Below are 16,121 nucleotides of genomic sequence, written 5' to 3' on the forward strand. Positions count from 1 at the left end.
TATCTGAATTTTGAATGAACGAGACCAAGATCTTTGACATAGAAGATGTACGAGCAAAGCTTTCCGGCAAGGAGGGAAGAGAGTATTGGAGGAGCCTCGATGAAATTGCCGAAACGGAAGAGTTCAGGCAATTTCTCGAGAAGGAATTTCCGCGAGAAGCTTCGACGTTACCGGAAGGATACAGCCGCAGGGATTTTCTCAAGGTAATGGGTGCATCGCTTTCGATGGCGGGCCTGACAGCGTGCATTCAACAACCGGAAGAGAAGATTGTTCCTTATGTCAAGGCGCCTGAGATCCTTGTTCCCGGCAAGCCTTTGTACTATGCGACTGCATTCGTTCTCGGCGGCTATGCAACGGGGGTTCTCGCAAAAAGCCATATGGGCCGGCCCACAGGTATTGAAGGTAATCCCGACCACCCGGCCAGCCTCGGCGCGGCGGACATTTTTGCGACTGCGTCACTCCTTAACCTTTACGATCCCGACCGTTCACAAGTTGTAACAAACAAGGGGACTATCAGCAGTTGGGATAGATTCGTTCAATCAGCCCGCCTGCAACTCGACGCACAGCAAGCCTTGAAAGGCGCAGGACTTCGCATTCTCACCCAGAATATTACGTCGCCAACATTAGGCTGGCAGATTCAATCGATTCTTGCCGGTTTCCCCGAAGCACGTTGGCATCAGTATGAGCCGTGCGGACTTGATACTGTTCGTGAAGGAACCGCCCAACTCTTTGGCGAGTATCTTTTCCCCCGTTACCGGTTCGACAAAGCCGATATCATCGTATCGCTCGACGCGGATTTCCTCGGAACGGGCCCCGGAAATGTCCGTCATGCCCGTGACTTTGCCAACCGTCGCCGCGTGAGCGGAACAAAACCAAACATGAACCGCCTGTATTGTGCCGAGAGCTCGCCGACGATCACAGGTGGAATGGCAGACCATCGCTTCCGCATGAGGGCAAGTGAAGTTGAAGCATTTGCACGCACACTCGCGGCTCGTTTCGGTGTAACCGGTGTTTTGCCGGCAGCCACGTCGGTTGATGAGAAGGCCATTGCGGCGGTAGTGAACGATTTGCAGAAGCATCCGGGATCATCAATTGTTGTTGCAGGAAACCATCAGCCTGCTGTTGTTCACGCCTTGGCACACGCGATGAATGCCGCGCTGGGCAACATCGGAAACACGGTGGAATACACGCAGCCCGTGGAAGTGCAGGCAGTCAATCATGGCGAATCGTTGAAATCCCTTGCCGACGATATTGCCAAAGGTTCCGTTGACATACTGTTGATTCTTGGCGGCAATCCCGTGTATGATGCTCCGGCAGATTTGAAGCTCGGCGACCTTTTCTCGAACGTGAAGTTCAGCGTTCATCTCAGCCAGTGTAATGACGAGACAAGCGAACTCTGTCAATGGCATGTTCCTGAATCTCACTATCTCGAAGCATGGGGCGATGCACGGGCATTCGACGGAACGGCCACGATCATGCAGCCGCTTATTCTTCCTTTGTACAGGACGAAATCCGCGCATGAGTTACTCGACGAGTTGTTCGGAACGGGGCGTTCCGGTGAAGATGTTGTCAAATCGTATTGGAAGATGAAACATGTCGGCGCCGCATTTGATATGTGGTGGAGAAAATGTCTGAACGACGGCGTTGTCGATGGTACTGCATTCCGGCCGAAGCAGGTTTCTGCACGAAATGTTGATTGGCAATTTGCCGCTGCCGCTGCACCCGGAATCGAAGTGATGCTACGTCCCGATCCCTCTGTGTATGACGGCCGGTTTTCGAACAACGGATGGCTGCAGGAACTTCCAAAACAAATCTCGCGCCTGACGTGGGAGAATGTTGCGTTGATGAGTCCGAACTCAATTCAGAAATTCGGATTGAAGAATGGCGATATCGTTGAAGTCTCCCGCAACGGCGCAACGGTAAAGGTTCCGGCGTGGACGTTGCCGGGGCATCCTGATGAATCCGTCACGCTTCATCTCGGATACGGTCGAACGAAAGCCGGACGTGTTGGTGACGGACTTGGCGCAAATGCCTTCGCGCTAAGAACTGCGGCGAATCCCTGGTTTGGCGGCGGAGCGGAAATACGGAAAACGGGAGAGTGGCGCAAAGTGGCTTCCACGCAGGATCATTGGAGCATGGAGGGCCGCCCGATTGTTCGTGAAGCGACTCTGGATGATTACCTCGCGCATCCCGAGTTTGCCAAACATATGGCACACGTTCCGACGGACAAGGAATCCTTCTACCCGCCGTTCGAGTACGACGGCTACGCGTGGGGTATGACGATTGACTTGAACGCCTGCACGGGCTGCAATGCGTGTATGATCGCGTGCCAGTCGGAGAACAACATCCCGGTGGTCGGCAAAGCTCAAGTTGAGAACGGACGCGAGATGCATTGGATTCGCGTCGATCGGTATTATGTCGGGAATGATCTGGACAACCCCGAACTGGCGGTGATGCCGGTTGCCTGCCAGCATTGCGAGAATGCGCCGTGCGAGCCTGTATGCCCCGTTGCCGCAACAACACACGATCACGAAGGGCTGAATGTGATGACGTACAACCGTTGCGTCGGCACCCGCTATTGTTCCAATAACTGTCCGTACAAAGTCCGCCGCTACAACTATTTCCAATACTCCGACACCGAAACAAAATCGCTGCAGCTCATGCACAATCCGGATGTCACTGTGCGCAATCGCGGCGTCATGGAAAAATGCACCTACTGCGTGCAACGCATCAGTGCTGCGCGCATCGAAGCGAAGAAAGAAGACCGGCTCATCCGTGATGGCGAGATTATCACGGCGTGCCAATCTGCCTGCCCGGCCCGGGCGATTACATTCGGTGACATCAATGACAAGCACAGCAACGTGTCGAACATGAAAGCCGAGCCGCGGGACTACGGCTTGCTGTCTGAACTGAATACAAAGCCGAGAACATCATATCTCGCAAAGCTCAGAAATCCCAATCCGGAACTTCACGTTCTTCGCCCGAAAGCAACAACAGATCACCACGGATAACGCCTTGGCAGAGCATCACCATACCGACATACTGGAACGCCGCGAGCCGCTTGTTGCGCCGGAGGAAACCTACGGTACAATTACCGACAAGATAGCCGGCGACGTTCTCCATACAAAGACACCGAAGGCAATGATGGTGACGCTCGCAATCACCTCGGGTCTTCTGCTTGTGTTTGTTCTGTCGATCGGCGCGGTGTTGTTGTTCGGCCCGGGAGTGTGGGGAAACAACAATCCGGTCGGTTGGGCTTTTGAAATCACGAACTTCGTCTGGTGGGTCGGTATCGGTCACGCCGGAACGCTGATCTCGGCAATTTTGCTTCTGCTTCATCAGCATTGGCGCAACGCCATCAACCGTTTTGCCGAAGCAATGACATTGTTCGCCGTCATGTGTGCGGGACTTTTCCCGGCGCTGCACACAGGTCGCCAGTGGCTTGACTATTGGTTGATTCCCTATCCCAACACGATGGGTATGTGGGTGAACTTCCGCAGCCCGCTTATCTGGGACGTGTTTGCTGTGACGACGTATCTCACGGTCTCTTTCATGTTCTGGTTTGTGGGATTGATTCCTGACCTTGCGGCAATGCGCGACAAATCAACGAAGCATTGGCAGAAGGTGATTTACGGAATTCTGGCGATGGGCTGGCGAGGGTCGGCACACCATTGGCATCGCTACGAAATGTCGTACTTGTTGCTTGCGGGGCTTGCCACGCCGCTGGTTGTTTCCGTCCACTCCGTTGTGAGTTTTGACTTTGCCGTGAGTTTGTTGCCGGGCTGGCATGCGACGATCTTTCCGCCGTACTTCGTAGCGGGCGCAATCTATTCGGGCTTCGCGATGGTGATCACGTTGATGATCCCGGCTCGAAAATGGTACAAGCTCGAGTCATTCATCACTGACCGCCATCTTGATTATATGGCGAAGATCATGCTCGCAACAGGGCTGATCGTGTTTTACGGATACTTGTGTGAATTGTTCTTCGCCTACTACAGCGGAAGTCTGTACGAACATTTCATGATGAAGAACAGAATCCTCGGTCCGTACTGGTGGTCGTACTGGCTGCTGATTTTCTGCAACGGACTCACGCCGCAGTTGTTGTGGTTCAAGAAAGTCCGGACGAACATTGTTCTGCTGTTCATTATCTCTCTTGTTGTCAATGTGGGAATGTGGTTGGAACGATTCGTCATTGTGGTCACGAGCCTGCATCGTGATTTTCTCCCCTCGTCGTGGGATATGTTCCATCCGACAATCTGGGATTGGGGACTATACCTCGGCACCATCGGATTCTTTGTGTGGCTGATTTACATGTTTGTCCGTGTTATGCCGATGATTTCCATTTTTGAAATCAAGCACTTGCTCCCGTGGCGCGGGCGCATTATCGACACCAGCGCGGACGCGAATTGATATGAACTTTTTCGTCAAACGACCCGACATATACGGCTTGATGGCCGAGTTCGATGCGCCGGAGAAAATCCTTGCGGCCGCCGAACGGGCAAAACAGGAAGGCTATCACGAAATGGATGCCTTCACGCCCTTCCCGATGGAAGAACTGACTGATGCGCTCGGCATCCGGCACTCGAAACTCTCGTTGTTTGTTCTCTGCTGCGGATTGTTCGGCATGTTGTTCGGGTTCTTTTTCCAGTATTGGGTGTCGGTGATCGATTATCCGCTCAACATTGGCGGGCGTCCGCTGAACAGCTGGCCGCAATGGATTCCCGTAACATTCGAGTTGACGATTCTTTTCTCGGCGTTCGGGGCCGTCATCGGGATGATCTTCCGCAACGGATTGCCGCGGCCGGTTCATCCCGTATTCAACGTCGACCGGTTCGAGTTGGCGACGAAGGACAAGTTCTTCTTGTGTATCGAATCTGTCGATCCGAAATTCGACAAAGACAAAACACGCAAGTTTCTGGAAAGTCTCAATCCTGATTATATTTCGGTGGTTGAACATGTTCACACGAAGGATCCCTATCATCAAGACGATGAATAAGTTGTGAATGCCGAACGTCACTATATCGGAGTATTGCTTGTTTCGGTTCTGCTCTTCACCGGATGCAATGACATGTACGATGGAGCGCGCATCAAGCCTCTTGAACGCAGCAATTTCTTTCTTGACGGCTCGTCGTCCCGTCCGCTCCCTGAAGGAACGGTGGCACGGGGTCATGCAGTTAATAACGATCTGCTGAATACCGGCAAGATAGACGGTGTCCTCGCTGATGCGTTTCCGTTTGGTATTACCGACAGCGTTATGGCTCGGGGGCAGGACCGGTACACAACCTTTTGCACGCCGTGTCACGGCAGGTTGGGTGATGGGAACGGAATGATCGTGCAGAGAGGTTTCCCCCGCCCGAATTCGTTTCACACGGATAGTCTCCGGGCGCGTCCTGCAGGATATTTCTTTGATGTCATGACGAACGGCTTCGGGCGGATGTACAGCTATGCCGCCAGCGTTCCTGTGCACGATCGCTGGGCGATTGGCGCGTACATTCGCGCATTGCAACTCAGCCAGCGTGCGCCTGAAACCATGCTTCCCGACAATGACAAGAACAAACTTCCTCAACAGTAAGTAATGAACACGAACGAAGAACTTCTTCCGCTCTTCAACCGGTTCCGGCAGCGTGCCATGATCGTAGGCGTTGCCGGCGTTGCGGCTCTTGCTGCCGGGGCGTTGATGTCGCAGGCGGATTTCTTCCAATCCTATCTCTTCGGCTATCTCTTCTGGATGGGCCTTACGCTGGGGTGCCTCGGCATTCTCATCCTTCATCATCTTGTCTCCGGATCATGGGGGCATGTTGTTCAGCGGTATGTCGAGTCGGGTGCAAGAACGCTGCCGTACATGGCGTTGATGTTCATTCCCATCATTATCGGGATGCACGAGTTGTATCCGTGGACGAACCACGAAGGGCTTGAGCACGTTGTCGAGAAGAAACTCGGCTACCTGAACGTGCCGTTCTTTCTTGTGAGACAAGTACTCTACTTCGGATTCTGGTTGCTGGTGGCGTATTGGCTGTCGAAGAATTCACGTTTGCAAGATCAGAACGGCGATGTCCGCCTGACGCGCAAGATGAAGATTTTCAGTGGTCCGTCGATGGTATTCTTTGTTATTACAGTCACTCTCGCTTCTGTTGACTGGATGATGTCGCTTGAGCCCGAATGGTATTCGACGATGTACGGTGTCGGAAGGATTGTCGGGGCTGTGCTGACGGCGCTCGCGTTCTGCATCGTGCTTGTCCGATGGCTCGGCGACAAGCAACCACTGGCGGGTATTCTGACGACACGCCACCTTCACCATCTCGGCAATCTGCTGATGGCGTTCACAGTGTTGTGGGCCTACATTGCATTTTCCGAATTTCTAATCATCTGGTCCGGAAATCTTCCTGAAGATAACATGTGGCATATCCGCAGGATGAATTCGGAATGGAGTGTATTCGCTGTTGTGTTGATTGCCGGACATTTTGCGGTTCCGTTTGCGTTGCTGCTTTCACGCCGATTGAAGCGGCATATCGTGCCCCTTGCGCGGATTGCAGTCGGCATTCTTGTTATGCGATTTGTGGATTTGTACTGGCTTGTGTATCCGGCATTCAACAATCATGAATTGCACTTTCACTGGCTTTCGCTTGCCGCACCGGCTGCAATCGGCGGGGTCTGGCTGTGGCTGTTCATCGGACACTTGAAGAGTTCCCCTCTCTTGCCGCTTAACGATCCACGTTTTCATAATGGCGTAGCGGAGCAACACTGAGTATGACACACAAGCACGAAAACCATGGCAACGATTCGGTAGCCCGCGGTCACGAGACGAGTGATGTGGATGTGAAGAGTGTCGCGATCAGCGGCATTCTGTTGTCGGCCGGACTGGTGATTGCCGGGATACTCTTCTCGTGGTGGATGTACACTGTTTTCCAATCGCATACGGCCGTCCCTGATGCTCCAGCGACAACGTTTGCGGTTCCTGATCCGGCGAAACTTCCGTCCGAACCCCGTCTGCAAGCCGATCCGAAGGAAATGCTGGCGCCCTTCATCTTGTCGCAGGATTCGATTCTTGCGAGTTACGGATGGGTGAACAAGGATTCGGGAATTGCGAGAATTCCGATTGAACGCGCAATGGCCTTGGCGGTGGAAAGAGGCTTTCCGGTTGAGGGGAAGAAATAGATGATTTGTACCTCGAATTCATAGAAAGAACAAGAACACATGAGAAGTGTATTCGTTGCAGTTGTGATTGCTGTTGCAACCTCACTTGCTTCATCCCAAATGATGGATCCGACGAAAGCAGCAGCGAGGGCGTTTACGGAAGTAGGCATTGACCAGAAACTGCATGATCAGATTCCGCTTGATCTCACATTCAGGAATGAAGAAGGAGATACGGTCAAACTCGGTTCATTCTTTCATAAGAAACCGGTGATCATCTCGCTCGTGTACTACAATTGTCCGATGCTGTGCACGCAAGTGTTGAATGGGATGGTTCAGACGTTCAAAACACTGAAGTTCACCGCGGGGCAGGAGTTCGATATCATCACGGTCAGCATCGACCACGCCGAGTCGCCGGAAATGGCAGCGGACAAGAAGGACACGTACGTCACCGAGTATGCCCGGTCGGGAGTTGACAAGGGCTGGCACTTTCTGGTTGGCGATTCCCTCTCCATCAAAAAACTGGCTGATGCGGTCGGCTTCTATTTTGTGTACGATCCGCCGACGAAGCAATTTGCGCATGCCAGCGGCATCATGGTGGCAACGCCGCAGGGCAAACTCGCCCGCTACCTCTACGGAATCGAATATGGCGCCAAGGATTTGACGTTCTCGCTCATGGAAGCGGCACAGGAAAAGATCGGATCTCCCGTCGACAAGCTGTTGCTGCTGTGCTATCACTACGATCCGACGACGGGAAAATACGGAATGGTCGTGGCGAATTTGCTGAGGGGCGGCGGTATCCTGATGATTCTCGTGCTCGGCGGATATATGTTTTTGAATTTCCGTCGTGACAAAAAGAAAGCGCTTTCCATTTCAAAGGCGCAATTGAACTGATGTATCAATATCACTCTTGACGATGTCGAGTTTTCCCTTATTGCCTGATAGCGCTTCAACGATCTCAGACCAGATTGATGCGTTGTTTTTCTTCCTGGTTGCTGTCAGCGTGTTCTTCAGTCTGGTCATCACCATTGCGCTCGCGTTTTCGGCTGCGCGGTACAGGAAGGGCTCGAAAGCAAGCCGCAAAGGTGCTTTGAGCGACTATCTGCCGCTTGAGCTTGCGTGGTCGATTATTCCGCTGATTATTGCTTTGTTCATCTTCGGCTGGTCGGCAAAGCTGTATCTTGACATGCACGTAGCACCGGCGAATGCGATGGAAGTCTATGTCGTCGGCAAGCAATGGATGTGGAAGATTCAACATCCCGGCGGCAACCGCGAGATTAACGAGTTGCATATTCCTGTCGGCCGGCCGGTCAAGCTGATCATGACGTCGCAGGATGTTATTCACAGCTTCTATATTCCTGCATTCCGAGTAAAGCAGGACGTTCTGCCCGGCAAGTACACGACGCAGTGGTTTGAAGCGACGAAACCGGGCGAGTATCATTTGTTTTGTGCCGAGTACTGCGGAACCTCGCATTCCGGAATGATCGGCAAGGTGATAGCGATGGAGCCTGCGGACTACGAAAAGTGGCTGTCGGGAACAAGTAGTGCGGGCATTGCAATGGCGTCAAGCGGGGCAGAACTGTTCGAACGATTCGGCTGCAAAACGTGTCATCGGCAGGATACAGGGCTGCGCGGACCGGCGCTCGACGGACTCTGGGGCAAACAGGTAAAACTCGCCGACGGCAAGACGATTGTTGCCGATCAGGAGTATATTCGCGAGTCAATTCTCAATCCGGGGGCAAAAACGGTGGCAGGGTACCAGCAACTGATGCCGACGTACAAGAACCAGTTGACCAACGAGCAGGTAAACCAGCTGATTGAATATGTCCGGTCGCTTTCCGCGACACAAGATAATCAAGGAAACAACCAATGAGTAACACCGTCCATCACAGTGTTGTTGACCGTGAGAATGATTACATCCACGCAGGCTACGGCCTCAAGTCGTGGTTGCTGACGGTTGACCATAAGCGTATTGCGATTCTCTACCTTATCTCGATCACAGTTTTCTTTTTCGTGGGCGGGTTCTTTGCCTTTCTCCTTCGTCTCGAACTGATGACGCCGGCGGGCGATATTGTGTCGGCTGAAACGTACAACAAGCTGTTCACCATGCACGGCGTGGTGATGATCTTCTTCTTCCTGATTCCATCCATACCGGCTGTGCTCGGGAACTTCCTTGTTCCGCTGATGATCGGGGCGAAGGATCTTGCGTTTCCGAAGCTGAATCTCATGAGCTGGTATGTGTATAATATCGGGGGGATTTTTGCGCTGTATGCCCTCGTGAATGGCGGCGTTGATACGGGCTGGACGTTCTACACGCCGTACAGTTCAACCTACTCACTGTCGAATGTCGTGCCTGTGGTGATCGGGGCGTTCATTCTCGGATTCTCGTCCATCCTCACGGCCCTGAATTTCATCGTCACGATTCACAAAATGCGGGCGCCGGGGCTTACGTGGTTCAAGCTGCCATTGTTTATCTGGGCGAGTTACGCAACAAGCATCATCACCGTTCTCGCGACACCCGTTATTGCTATTACGCTTTGTCTGCTGTTGTTTGAACGATTGATGGGTGTCGGAATCTTTGACCCGGCGTTAGGCGGCGACCCGATCCTCTTTCAGCATTTGTTCTGGTTCTACTCGCATCCCGCCGTCTATATCATGATCATTCCGTCGATGGGGGTGATCAGTGAAGTGGTCACCTGCTTCGCACGCAAACGGATTTTCGGATACAAATTCATGGCGTATGCGATCATGGCGATCGCCATTTTCGGATTCCTGGTGTGGGGTCATCACATGTTCATCAGCGGACAATCGGTATACGCCGGATTCGTCTTCTCAGCATTGAGCTTCATGGTGGCGATTCCTTCCGCAATCAAAGTGTTCAACTGGACGGCGACGTTGTACAAAGGACACATTGAATTCCGGACGCCGATTCTGTACGCGTTCGGCTTCATCGGTTTGTTTACGATTGGGGGGTTGACGGGTCTGTTCCTCGCGTCGCTGGCAACTGACGTCCATCTCACGGATACCTACTTCGTCGTCGCTCACTTCCATTATATCATGGTGGGCGGAGCGGTGATGGGCTATCTTGGCGGTATTCATTTCTGGTGGCCGAAAATGACGGGGAGAATGTACAACGAAGCGTGGGCGAAGTTTTCGGCACTCATTCTGTTTGTGGGATTCAACCTCACGTTCTTCCCCCAATTTGTTCTCGGGTACCTCGGCATGCCGCGGCGATACTACATTTATCCCGACGAATTCCAGGTGCTGAACGTGTTGTCGACAGCCGGAGCAACGATTCTCGGACTCGGCTACATCATTCCGATGGTGTATCTGCTCTGGTCACTCCGCAAGGAGAAGACCGTCGGCACAAACCCGTGGGGGGCAACGGGATTGGAATGGACAACACAATCGCCGCCGATAACTCACAATTTTGAGAAGACGCCGGTTGTGACCGGCGAGCCCTATGTGTATCAGGAGGAGGAGGACAAGGTTGTCGCATAACTCCGACACCGCGGTGGGGCACGCCCACCACTTCACCGACATGGACCAACAGCGTGAGGCAAGCACGCTGGGCATGTGGACATTCCTCGTTACCGAAATCATGTTCTTCGGGGGATTGTTCGTTGCCTATGCACTGTATCGCTCGATGTACCCGGACGCATTTGCAGAGGCAAGCCTCCGGCTCAATCTTGTGTTAGGCGCAGTCAACACCGGCGTGCTGATTTGCAGCAGTCTCACAATGGTGCTCGCTGTCCGTGACGCGCAAATGGGAAAGGTGAAGGGGCTCGTCCGCTACCTGATTGCGACGATTGTGCTGGGATCGGCGTTTCTTGTCATCAAAGCGTTCGAGTACTCGCACAAGATTCACGAGCATCTGATTCCCGGTTCGTCGTTCCAGTTTGCCGGGCCGTTCGGGCAGCAAGCGGAGATGTTTTTCTCCCTCTATTTCATGATGACCGGTTTGCACGCAATTCACATGATCATCGGCATCGGCGTGCTGTCGGTTCTTCTCTATCAGGCGAAGCGGGGACGCTTTAGGGCGGAATACTATTCACCGATTGACGTCGCCGGCTTGTACTGGCATTTCGTTGATGTTGTATGGATTTATCTCTTCCCGTTATTATACTTAGTCAGCAGGCATTGAGTATGTCGCAACACGTTATCCCTCAAAAAGTGTATTACCTCGTCTTCGTGACGCTGATTCTGCTGACGCTTGTCACGGTTGACGTTGCGTTCTACAATTTCGGCTTTCTGAATATCTACATCGCAATGGGCATTGCCACAGTCAAAGCGACGATTGTTGCATTGTACTTCATGCACTTGCGCTACAATTCCCGCCTTACATGGTTGTTTGCCGGGGCCGGAATCCTCTGGCTCTTCATCATGTTCGTCCTCACCATCGCCGACTACATTACGCGGTGAAATGGCTATGAGATTGTTCTTCAACGCGACGTTGGGGGCACTTCTGCTGACCGGTTGCTGCAAGGAGCAGCCTCATCTTGCCGACCGCACGATTATTGATCTCACGTACCCCTTCGACAGCACAACCATCTATTGGCCGACCGAAAAAGGCTTCCGGTTTGAAAAGGGATTTGAAGGAATAACACCCAACGGGTTTTTCTACTCAGCAAACACATTCTCTGCTCCGGAGCATGGCGGCACACACATCGATGCCCCGATACATTTTGCAGAAGGGAAGAACACGGTGGATGCAATTCCCGTCAAGCAACTTGTTGGTATCGGGGTGGTTGTTGATGTGACGGCCAAATGTACTGCCGACAGGGATTATCAGGTCTTGATCGAGGATATTGCGGAATGGGAGAGACGACACGGCGAACTTCCGAAAGAATGCATTATCCTTCTGCGAACCGGATTCGGAAAATACTGGCCTCACCGCGAGGAGTATTTGGGTACGTCGGAACTCGGTGCGGCTGCCGTTGCAAAGCTCCGGTTTCCGGGCTTGCACCCGGAGACTGCGAAATGGCTGCTTAGCAGCCGGTCCATCAAAGCCATCGGCATTGATACGCCGAGCATCGACTACGGACAGTCCGTGTACTTTGAGAGCCATGTTGCACTCTTCACTGCAAATATCCCTGCATTTGAGAACGTCGCCAATCTCGATCAGTTGCCCGATGCCGGGTTCTCCGTTGTTGCTCTTCCTATGAACATCAAAGGAGGAAGCGGGGGGCCGTTGCGGATCATCGCCCTGCTCGATTGAATCGAGTCCTCGATCAACTACCAATTAACTTCTTCCTTTCGTACATTTGACACACGCTTGTCGGGCAGCAGTACGGTCACGGGGGCGTGTTCGATTCCTTCACTCTCTTCTCGCTCAACATCATGATTGTCATGAAATTCGGCGGCACTTCCAACGAGGACGCCGCTGCAATGCGCAATGTGATTCGCCTTGTCAAATCCCATCTTGACAAGCAACCGGTTGTTGTCATTTCCGCCATCGCTAAAGCGACGAACGAACTGGAGTTGACCGCACGAACGGCTGCTCTGGGAAAGGAAGACGAGGCTGTTGCCATTGTTACACGATTGTTCGAACGTCATAACAAGATTATCGACAATCTTCTTGCCTCACGATCTGCTGCCGCAGAGTTGGAGGGAATCTTCTTCAATCATCTTGCAGAGATCAAGGCACTCGTCAAAGGCATAGCTATTTTGAGAGAGCTGACACCGCGAACGTTGGATGCGATGTGTTCGTTCGGCGAGCGCCTGTCAAGCCGAATTATCGCCGCGGGCCTGCTCGAATCCGGAGTTCAGTCGGTTTGGGTTGACGCGAAAGAATTCATGCTCACCGACGACAATTTTGGCCGTGCGCAACCCGTTTTTTCCGCTGTCGAAGCCGGTCTGGAGAAGAAGGTTCGGCCGCTGTTGGAACAGCGGAAAGTTCCCGTCACGCAAGGGTTTATCGGGATTACCCGTTCCGGCGAGTACACGACGATGGGACGTGAGAGTTCGGATTATTCGGCTTCGATTATCGGCTGGGCAATGAATGCCGCGAACGTTCAGATCTGGACTGATGTTGACGGGATTCTCACGGCAGACCCGCGTGTCGTAAAATCCGTGAAGAAGTTGAAGCGCCTGTCGTTCGAGGAGGCGTTCGAGCTTTCGTACTTCGGGGCAAAAGTGTTGCACCCGCGTACGATGCTTCCGGTGATCGAAAAGAACATTCCGGTTCAGATTCTGAATTCAAAGAGGGAAGGAACGGGCACAGTCGTGGATTATCATCTCAAGGGGAGTGAAGAACAACCCGGCGCTGTTTGCATCAAATCGATCGCCCACAAAGATGATATTGCTGTTGTAAGCATCTTTCCCCTCAAACGCTTCAGTCCGTATATGTTCTGGGAGGAAATTTTCAGCGTGCTGACGGCATACGGCATCACAACGGGAATGACGGCAACTTCAGAATTCAAGATCGCCTTCGCAATTGATGATGCAGCCGTGAGTGACGGGCTTGCGCACGAATTGGAGAAGTTCGGCAGAGTGGAAATCCTGCACAACAAGGGAAGCCTCTGCCTTGTCGGGAAAGGAATACGCGGTGCCGGTGGAATATTGCCGCGCATCTTTCACGCGCTGCCGGACTTTCAGGTGTACATGATTTCATTCGGAGCGTCGGACGCAAATCTGACGTTGGTCATTGACGGCGAACGGCTGCATGAGGCGTTGAACAACCTGCACGCCGGATTCTTCGAACGCGACACGCTGCCCGACACGTTCGAGGAAGTCGCGCATTGACACGTACCCGACACCTTCGTACAAAGACGCTCCGGGTTGCCACGACACTCGAGAAACTCCTCGGTATTCCGCGCCAAACGTCGGATCTTCCTCCACCTCTTGATATGCTGATTGCGACGATACTCTCTCAAAATACCAATGACAAGAACAGTCACCGGGCGTACACAACCCTTCGTGCGAAGTTTCCCCGTTGGGATGATGTTGCCGATGCTCCGATGCGGAGCGTGATTGCTGCGATTCGATCGGGTGGAATGGCAAACCAGAAGTCGGCAAGGATCAAGCAAACGCTTCGTGCGGTCAAGACGCGATATGGCAGGCATGATCTCTCTGCATTGAAACGAAAGCCAAGCGCCTCTGTTTTGGAGGAACTCACATCGCTGAACGGCGTCGGGCTCAAAACAGCATCCTGCGTTCTGCTGTTTTCGATGGAAAGGGATGTGTTCCCCGTTGATACGCATGTCCATCGCATCTGCAACAGGTTAGGGCTGGCAAACAGCAACACGCCCGAGAAAACATTCGAGCAAATGAAAACGCTGATCCCGAAAGGGAAGGGATATTCATTTCACACAAATCTCATCCGCTTTGGCAGAATGATGTGCAGGTCGGCAAGGCCCTCCTGTGGAGAATGCCCCCTCTTTGATGAATGCCTGTATGAGGGGAAGAAGAAACGGAAAAAGCAGACTCGAGTTCCTTCAACGGCGGATCATGATTTCATGCTTCTTGATAATGTGAGATGACACTCGATCACAACTCTGTGCGGAGAATTCTTGTTATAAAACTGCGAGCCATCGGAGATGTCCTGCTCTCGACGATTGTGACAAAGAACCTCAGACATGCCTTTCCGCAGGCGCAGATCGATTACCTGACGGAGCCGCCAAGCGTGGATGTGGTACGGGACAACCCCCACATCAACGGAACGATGGTTTTCAAGAAATCGGAGACAGGGGGCCTTGAATTGATCATGCGTGTGCGACGTGCACAGTACGACATGATTATTGATCTCTTCGGCAATCCGCGTACCGCGCTGGTGACACGCTTGAGCGGGGCCCGGTATCGTATCGGATACAGGTTCAGAGGGCGAACGTATGCGTACAACATTGTTGCCGAACCGCGAGGCGGTCAGGTGCACAACACGCAATTCAATCTCGACGCGCTTGAGGCACTCGGAATTGCTATTCAGGATCGCAGTCTCTATTTTCAGTTCGACAATGAGGAAGCAGCGTATGTTGCCCGATTTCTGGATGCGGCAGGATTGAGCAACAAGGTGCTTGTCTGCCTTAACACGGGTGGCGGCTGGTACACGAAACGTTGGCGGCTTGAACAGTTTGCCGCGCTCGGAGATCGACTTGTTGAACACTACGGCGCGCATGTCGTTCTTTCGTGGGGGAGGGGGCAGCTTGAGGAGGTCGAAAAGCTTCAATCACTCATGAGGCAGCCGGCTTTTGTTCCTCCGGAAACAACGTTGCGCCAACTCGGAGCGTTGCTGAAACGATGCTCGCTGGTTGTAACAAACGACTCCGGTCCCATGCATATTGCAGCCGCGTTGGGCGTTCCGGTTGTAGGCATCTACGGTCCGACAAATCCCGCTTTGCAGGGACCCTACGGCTCTGGGCATGTTGTTGTCAGGAATGAAAAGCTTGATTGCCTCGGCTGCAATCTCACCAAGTGCCCGATCGGAAACCCGTGTATGCTTGATTTGACTGTCGATGATGTGTTGCGGGGCGTTGAAGATGTGATCAAGAAAAATAACCTCATGCTATGAAGAAGAAAAATTCACGGACGAAATCCCGGGTGAAGAAACCCGTCCGCCGGAGTAGAATGCACATTCCGGACTGCAAGCACTTTACCGGCTACAAGCCGTGTTTCCCCGATACCCGATGCTACACTGAATGTGTCGCAAACGAGCCGATCGGGACGCGCATCCTCATCGTCAATCTCGATGCGATGGGCAATGTTCTGGTGACCACGAGCCTTCTTCCGGCTCTCAAGCGAAAATATCCGAATAGCCATATTTCGTGGATCACGCTGAAGAATGCATACCCTCTGCTTCTTAATAATCCCTACCTCGATACGATCTATCAGTGGGAACCCGAGAACTGGATGATACTTCAACAAATCAAGTTCGATCTGGTGTTAAGTGTCGACAAATCCCGGCGTTCGGGGGCGTTTGTCGCGGGTTTGCAGGCCGGGGAAAAACTCGGTTTCGGCATCAATACTCGCGGGCAGATTGTTCCGCTGAATAACGA

General features: G+C 52.8%; 16 protein-coding genes. All 16 read left to right on the forward strand.

The window, feature by feature from the left end:
• The first annotated feature begins 14 nt into the window (after positions 1-14).
• Positions 15-3,011 (forward strand): TAT-variant-translocated molybdopterin oxidoreductase, encoded by a 2,997-nt coding sequence (locus KF749_15795; GenBank protein MBX2992616.1) that lies wholly within the window; start codon positions 15-17, stop codon positions 3,009-3,011.
• A 130-nt stretch (positions 3,012-3,141) separates the two neighbouring features.
• Entirely contained in the window at positions 3,142-4,410 is a 1,269-nt protein-coding gene (nrfD, locus tag KF749_15800; GenBank protein ID MBX2992617.1) for a polysulfide reductase NrfD, read from the forward strand.
• Positions 4,411-4,450: 40 nt separating this feature from the next.
• A complete protein-coding gene (locus tag KF749_15805; GenBank protein MBX2992618.1) occupies positions 4,451-4,996 on the forward strand; it encodes a DUF3341 domain-containing protein in 546 nt (181 codons plus the stop codon).
• Between the two features lie 72 nt (positions 4,997-5,068).
• On the forward strand, positions 5,069-5,572 hold the full coding sequence (locus KF749_15810; GenBank protein ID MBX2992619.1) for a cytochrome c: 504 nt from the start codon (positions 5,069-5,071) through the stop codon (positions 5,570-5,572).
• Between the two features lie 3 nt (positions 5,573-5,575).
• Positions 5,576-6,745, forward strand: coding sequence for a hypothetical protein (locus KF749_15815; protein ID MBX2992620.1), 1,170 nt, complete (start codon positions 5,576-5,578; stop codon positions 6,743-6,745).
• 2 nt (positions 6,746-6,747) lie between these two features.
• Positions 6,748-7,155, forward strand: coding sequence for a hypothetical protein (locus KF749_15820; protein MBX2992621.1), 408 nt, complete (start codon positions 6,748-6,750; stop codon positions 7,153-7,155).
• Positions 7,156-7,194: 39 nt separating this feature from the next.
• Entirely contained in the window at positions 7,195-8,025 is an 831-nt protein-coding gene (locus KF749_15825) for an SCO family protein (GenBank protein ID MBX2992622.1), read from the forward strand.
• Positions 8,026-8,047: 22 nt separating this feature from the next.
• A complete protein-coding gene (gene coxB, locus KF749_15830; protein ID MBX2992623.1) occupies positions 8,048-9,004 on the forward strand; it encodes a cytochrome c oxidase subunit II in 957 nt (318 codons plus the stop codon).
• Positions 9,001-10,632 (forward strand): cytochrome c oxidase subunit I, encoded by a 1,632-nt coding sequence (gene ctaD / locus KF749_15835; GenBank protein MBX2992624.1) that lies wholly within the window; start codon positions 9,001-9,003, stop codon positions 10,630-10,632. Before coxB ends, ctaD begins: the two co-directional genes overlap by 4 nt.
• On the forward strand, positions 10,595-11,275 hold the full coding sequence (locus KF749_15840; protein MBX2992625.1) for a cytochrome c oxidase subunit 3 family protein: 681 nt from the start codon (positions 10,595-10,597) through the stop codon (positions 11,273-11,275). Before ctaD ends, KF749_15840 begins: the two co-directional genes overlap by 38 nt.
• A gap of 2 nt (positions 11,276-11,277) precedes the next feature.
• A complete protein-coding gene (locus tag KF749_15845; protein MBX2992626.1) occupies positions 11,278-11,553 on the forward strand; it encodes a cytochrome C oxidase subunit IV family protein in 276 nt (91 codons plus the stop codon).
• 1 nt (position 11,554) lies between these two features.
• Positions 11,555-12,349, forward strand: coding sequence for a cyclase family protein (locus KF749_15850; GenBank protein ID MBX2992627.1), 795 nt, complete (start codon positions 11,555-11,557; stop codon positions 12,347-12,349).
• Positions 12,350-12,435: 86 nt separating this feature from the next.
• On the forward strand, positions 12,436-13,875 hold the full coding sequence (locus KF749_15855; GenBank protein ID MBX2992628.1) for an aspartate kinase: 1,440 nt from the start codon (positions 12,436-12,438) through the stop codon (positions 13,873-13,875).
• Positions 13,872-14,612: an endonuclease III gene (locus tag KF749_15860; protein MBX2992629.1), complete on the forward strand. Its 741-nt coding sequence runs from the start codon at positions 13,872-13,874 to the stop codon at positions 14,610-14,612. Before KF749_15855 ends, KF749_15860 begins: the two co-directional genes overlap by 4 nt.
• Positions 14,609-15,637, forward strand: coding sequence for a glycosyltransferase family 9 protein (locus KF749_15865; GenBank protein MBX2992630.1), 1,029 nt, complete (start codon positions 14,609-14,611; stop codon positions 15,635-15,637). The genes KF749_15860 and KF749_15865 overlap by 4 nt, the downstream gene beginning before the upstream one ends.
• A gap of 56 nt (positions 15,638-15,693) precedes the next feature.
• A partial coding sequence (locus tag KF749_15870; GenBank protein MBX2992631.1) for a lipopolysaccharide heptosyltransferase family protein occupies positions 15,694-16,121 on the forward strand: 428 nt, incomplete at its 3' end.

This window comes from Bacteroidota bacterium (genome assembly GCA_019637975.1).
Taxonomy (GTDB): Bacteria; Bacteroidota; Ignavibacteria; order UBA10030; family UBA6906; genus CAADGV01.

Excerpts from the sequence above, each read along its gene's own strand:
- KF749_15820 (MBX2992621.1), top strand. The coding sequence starts at position 6,748 with ATGACACACAAGCACGAAAACCATGGCAACGATTCGGTAGCCCGCGGT.
- KF749_15815 (MBX2992620.1), top strand. The coding sequence starts at position 5,576 with ATGAACACGAACGAAGAACTTCTTCCGCTCTTCAACCGGTTCCGGCAG.
- KF749_15805 (MBX2992618.1), top strand. The coding sequence starts at position 4,451 with ATGGCCGAGTTCGATGCGCCGGAGAAAATCCTTGCGGCCGCCGAACGG.
- ctaD (MBX2992624.1), top strand. The coding sequence starts at position 9,001 with ATGAGTAACACCGTCCATCACAGTGTTGTTGACCGTGAGAATGATTAC.
- KF749_15865 (MBX2992630.1), top strand. The coding sequence starts at position 14,609 with ATGACACTCGATCACAACTCTGTGCGGAGAATTCTTGTTATAAAACTG.
- KF749_15840 (MBX2992625.1), top strand. The coding sequence starts at position 10,595 with ATGTGTATCAGGAGGAGGAGGACAAGGTTGTCGCATAACTCCGACACC.
- KF749_15845 (MBX2992626.1), top strand. The coding sequence starts at position 11,278 with ATGTCGCAACACGTTATCCCTCAAAAAGTGTATTACCTCGTCTTCGTG.
- coxB (MBX2992623.1), top strand. The coding sequence starts at position 8,048 with ATGTCGAGTTTTCCCTTATTGCCTGATAGCGCTTCAACGATCTCAGAC.
- KF749_15825 (MBX2992622.1), top strand. The coding sequence starts at position 7,195 with ATGAGAAGTGTATTCGTTGCAGTTGTGATTGCTGTTGCAACCTCACTT.
- KF749_15795 (MBX2992616.1), top strand. The coding sequence starts at position 15 with ATGAACGAGACCAAGATCTTTGACATAGAAGATGTACGAGCAAAGCTT.
- KF749_15850 (MBX2992627.1), top strand. The coding sequence starts at position 11,555 with ATGGCTATGAGATTGTTCTTCAACGCGACGTTGGGGGCACTTCTGCTG.
- KF749_15810 (MBX2992619.1), top strand. The coding sequence starts at position 5,069 with ATGTACGATGGAGCGCGCATCAAGCCTCTTGAACGCAGCAATTTCTTT.
- nrfD (MBX2992617.1), top strand. The coding sequence starts at position 3,142 with ATGATGGTGACGCTCGCAATCACCTCGGGTCTTCTGCTTGTGTTTGTT.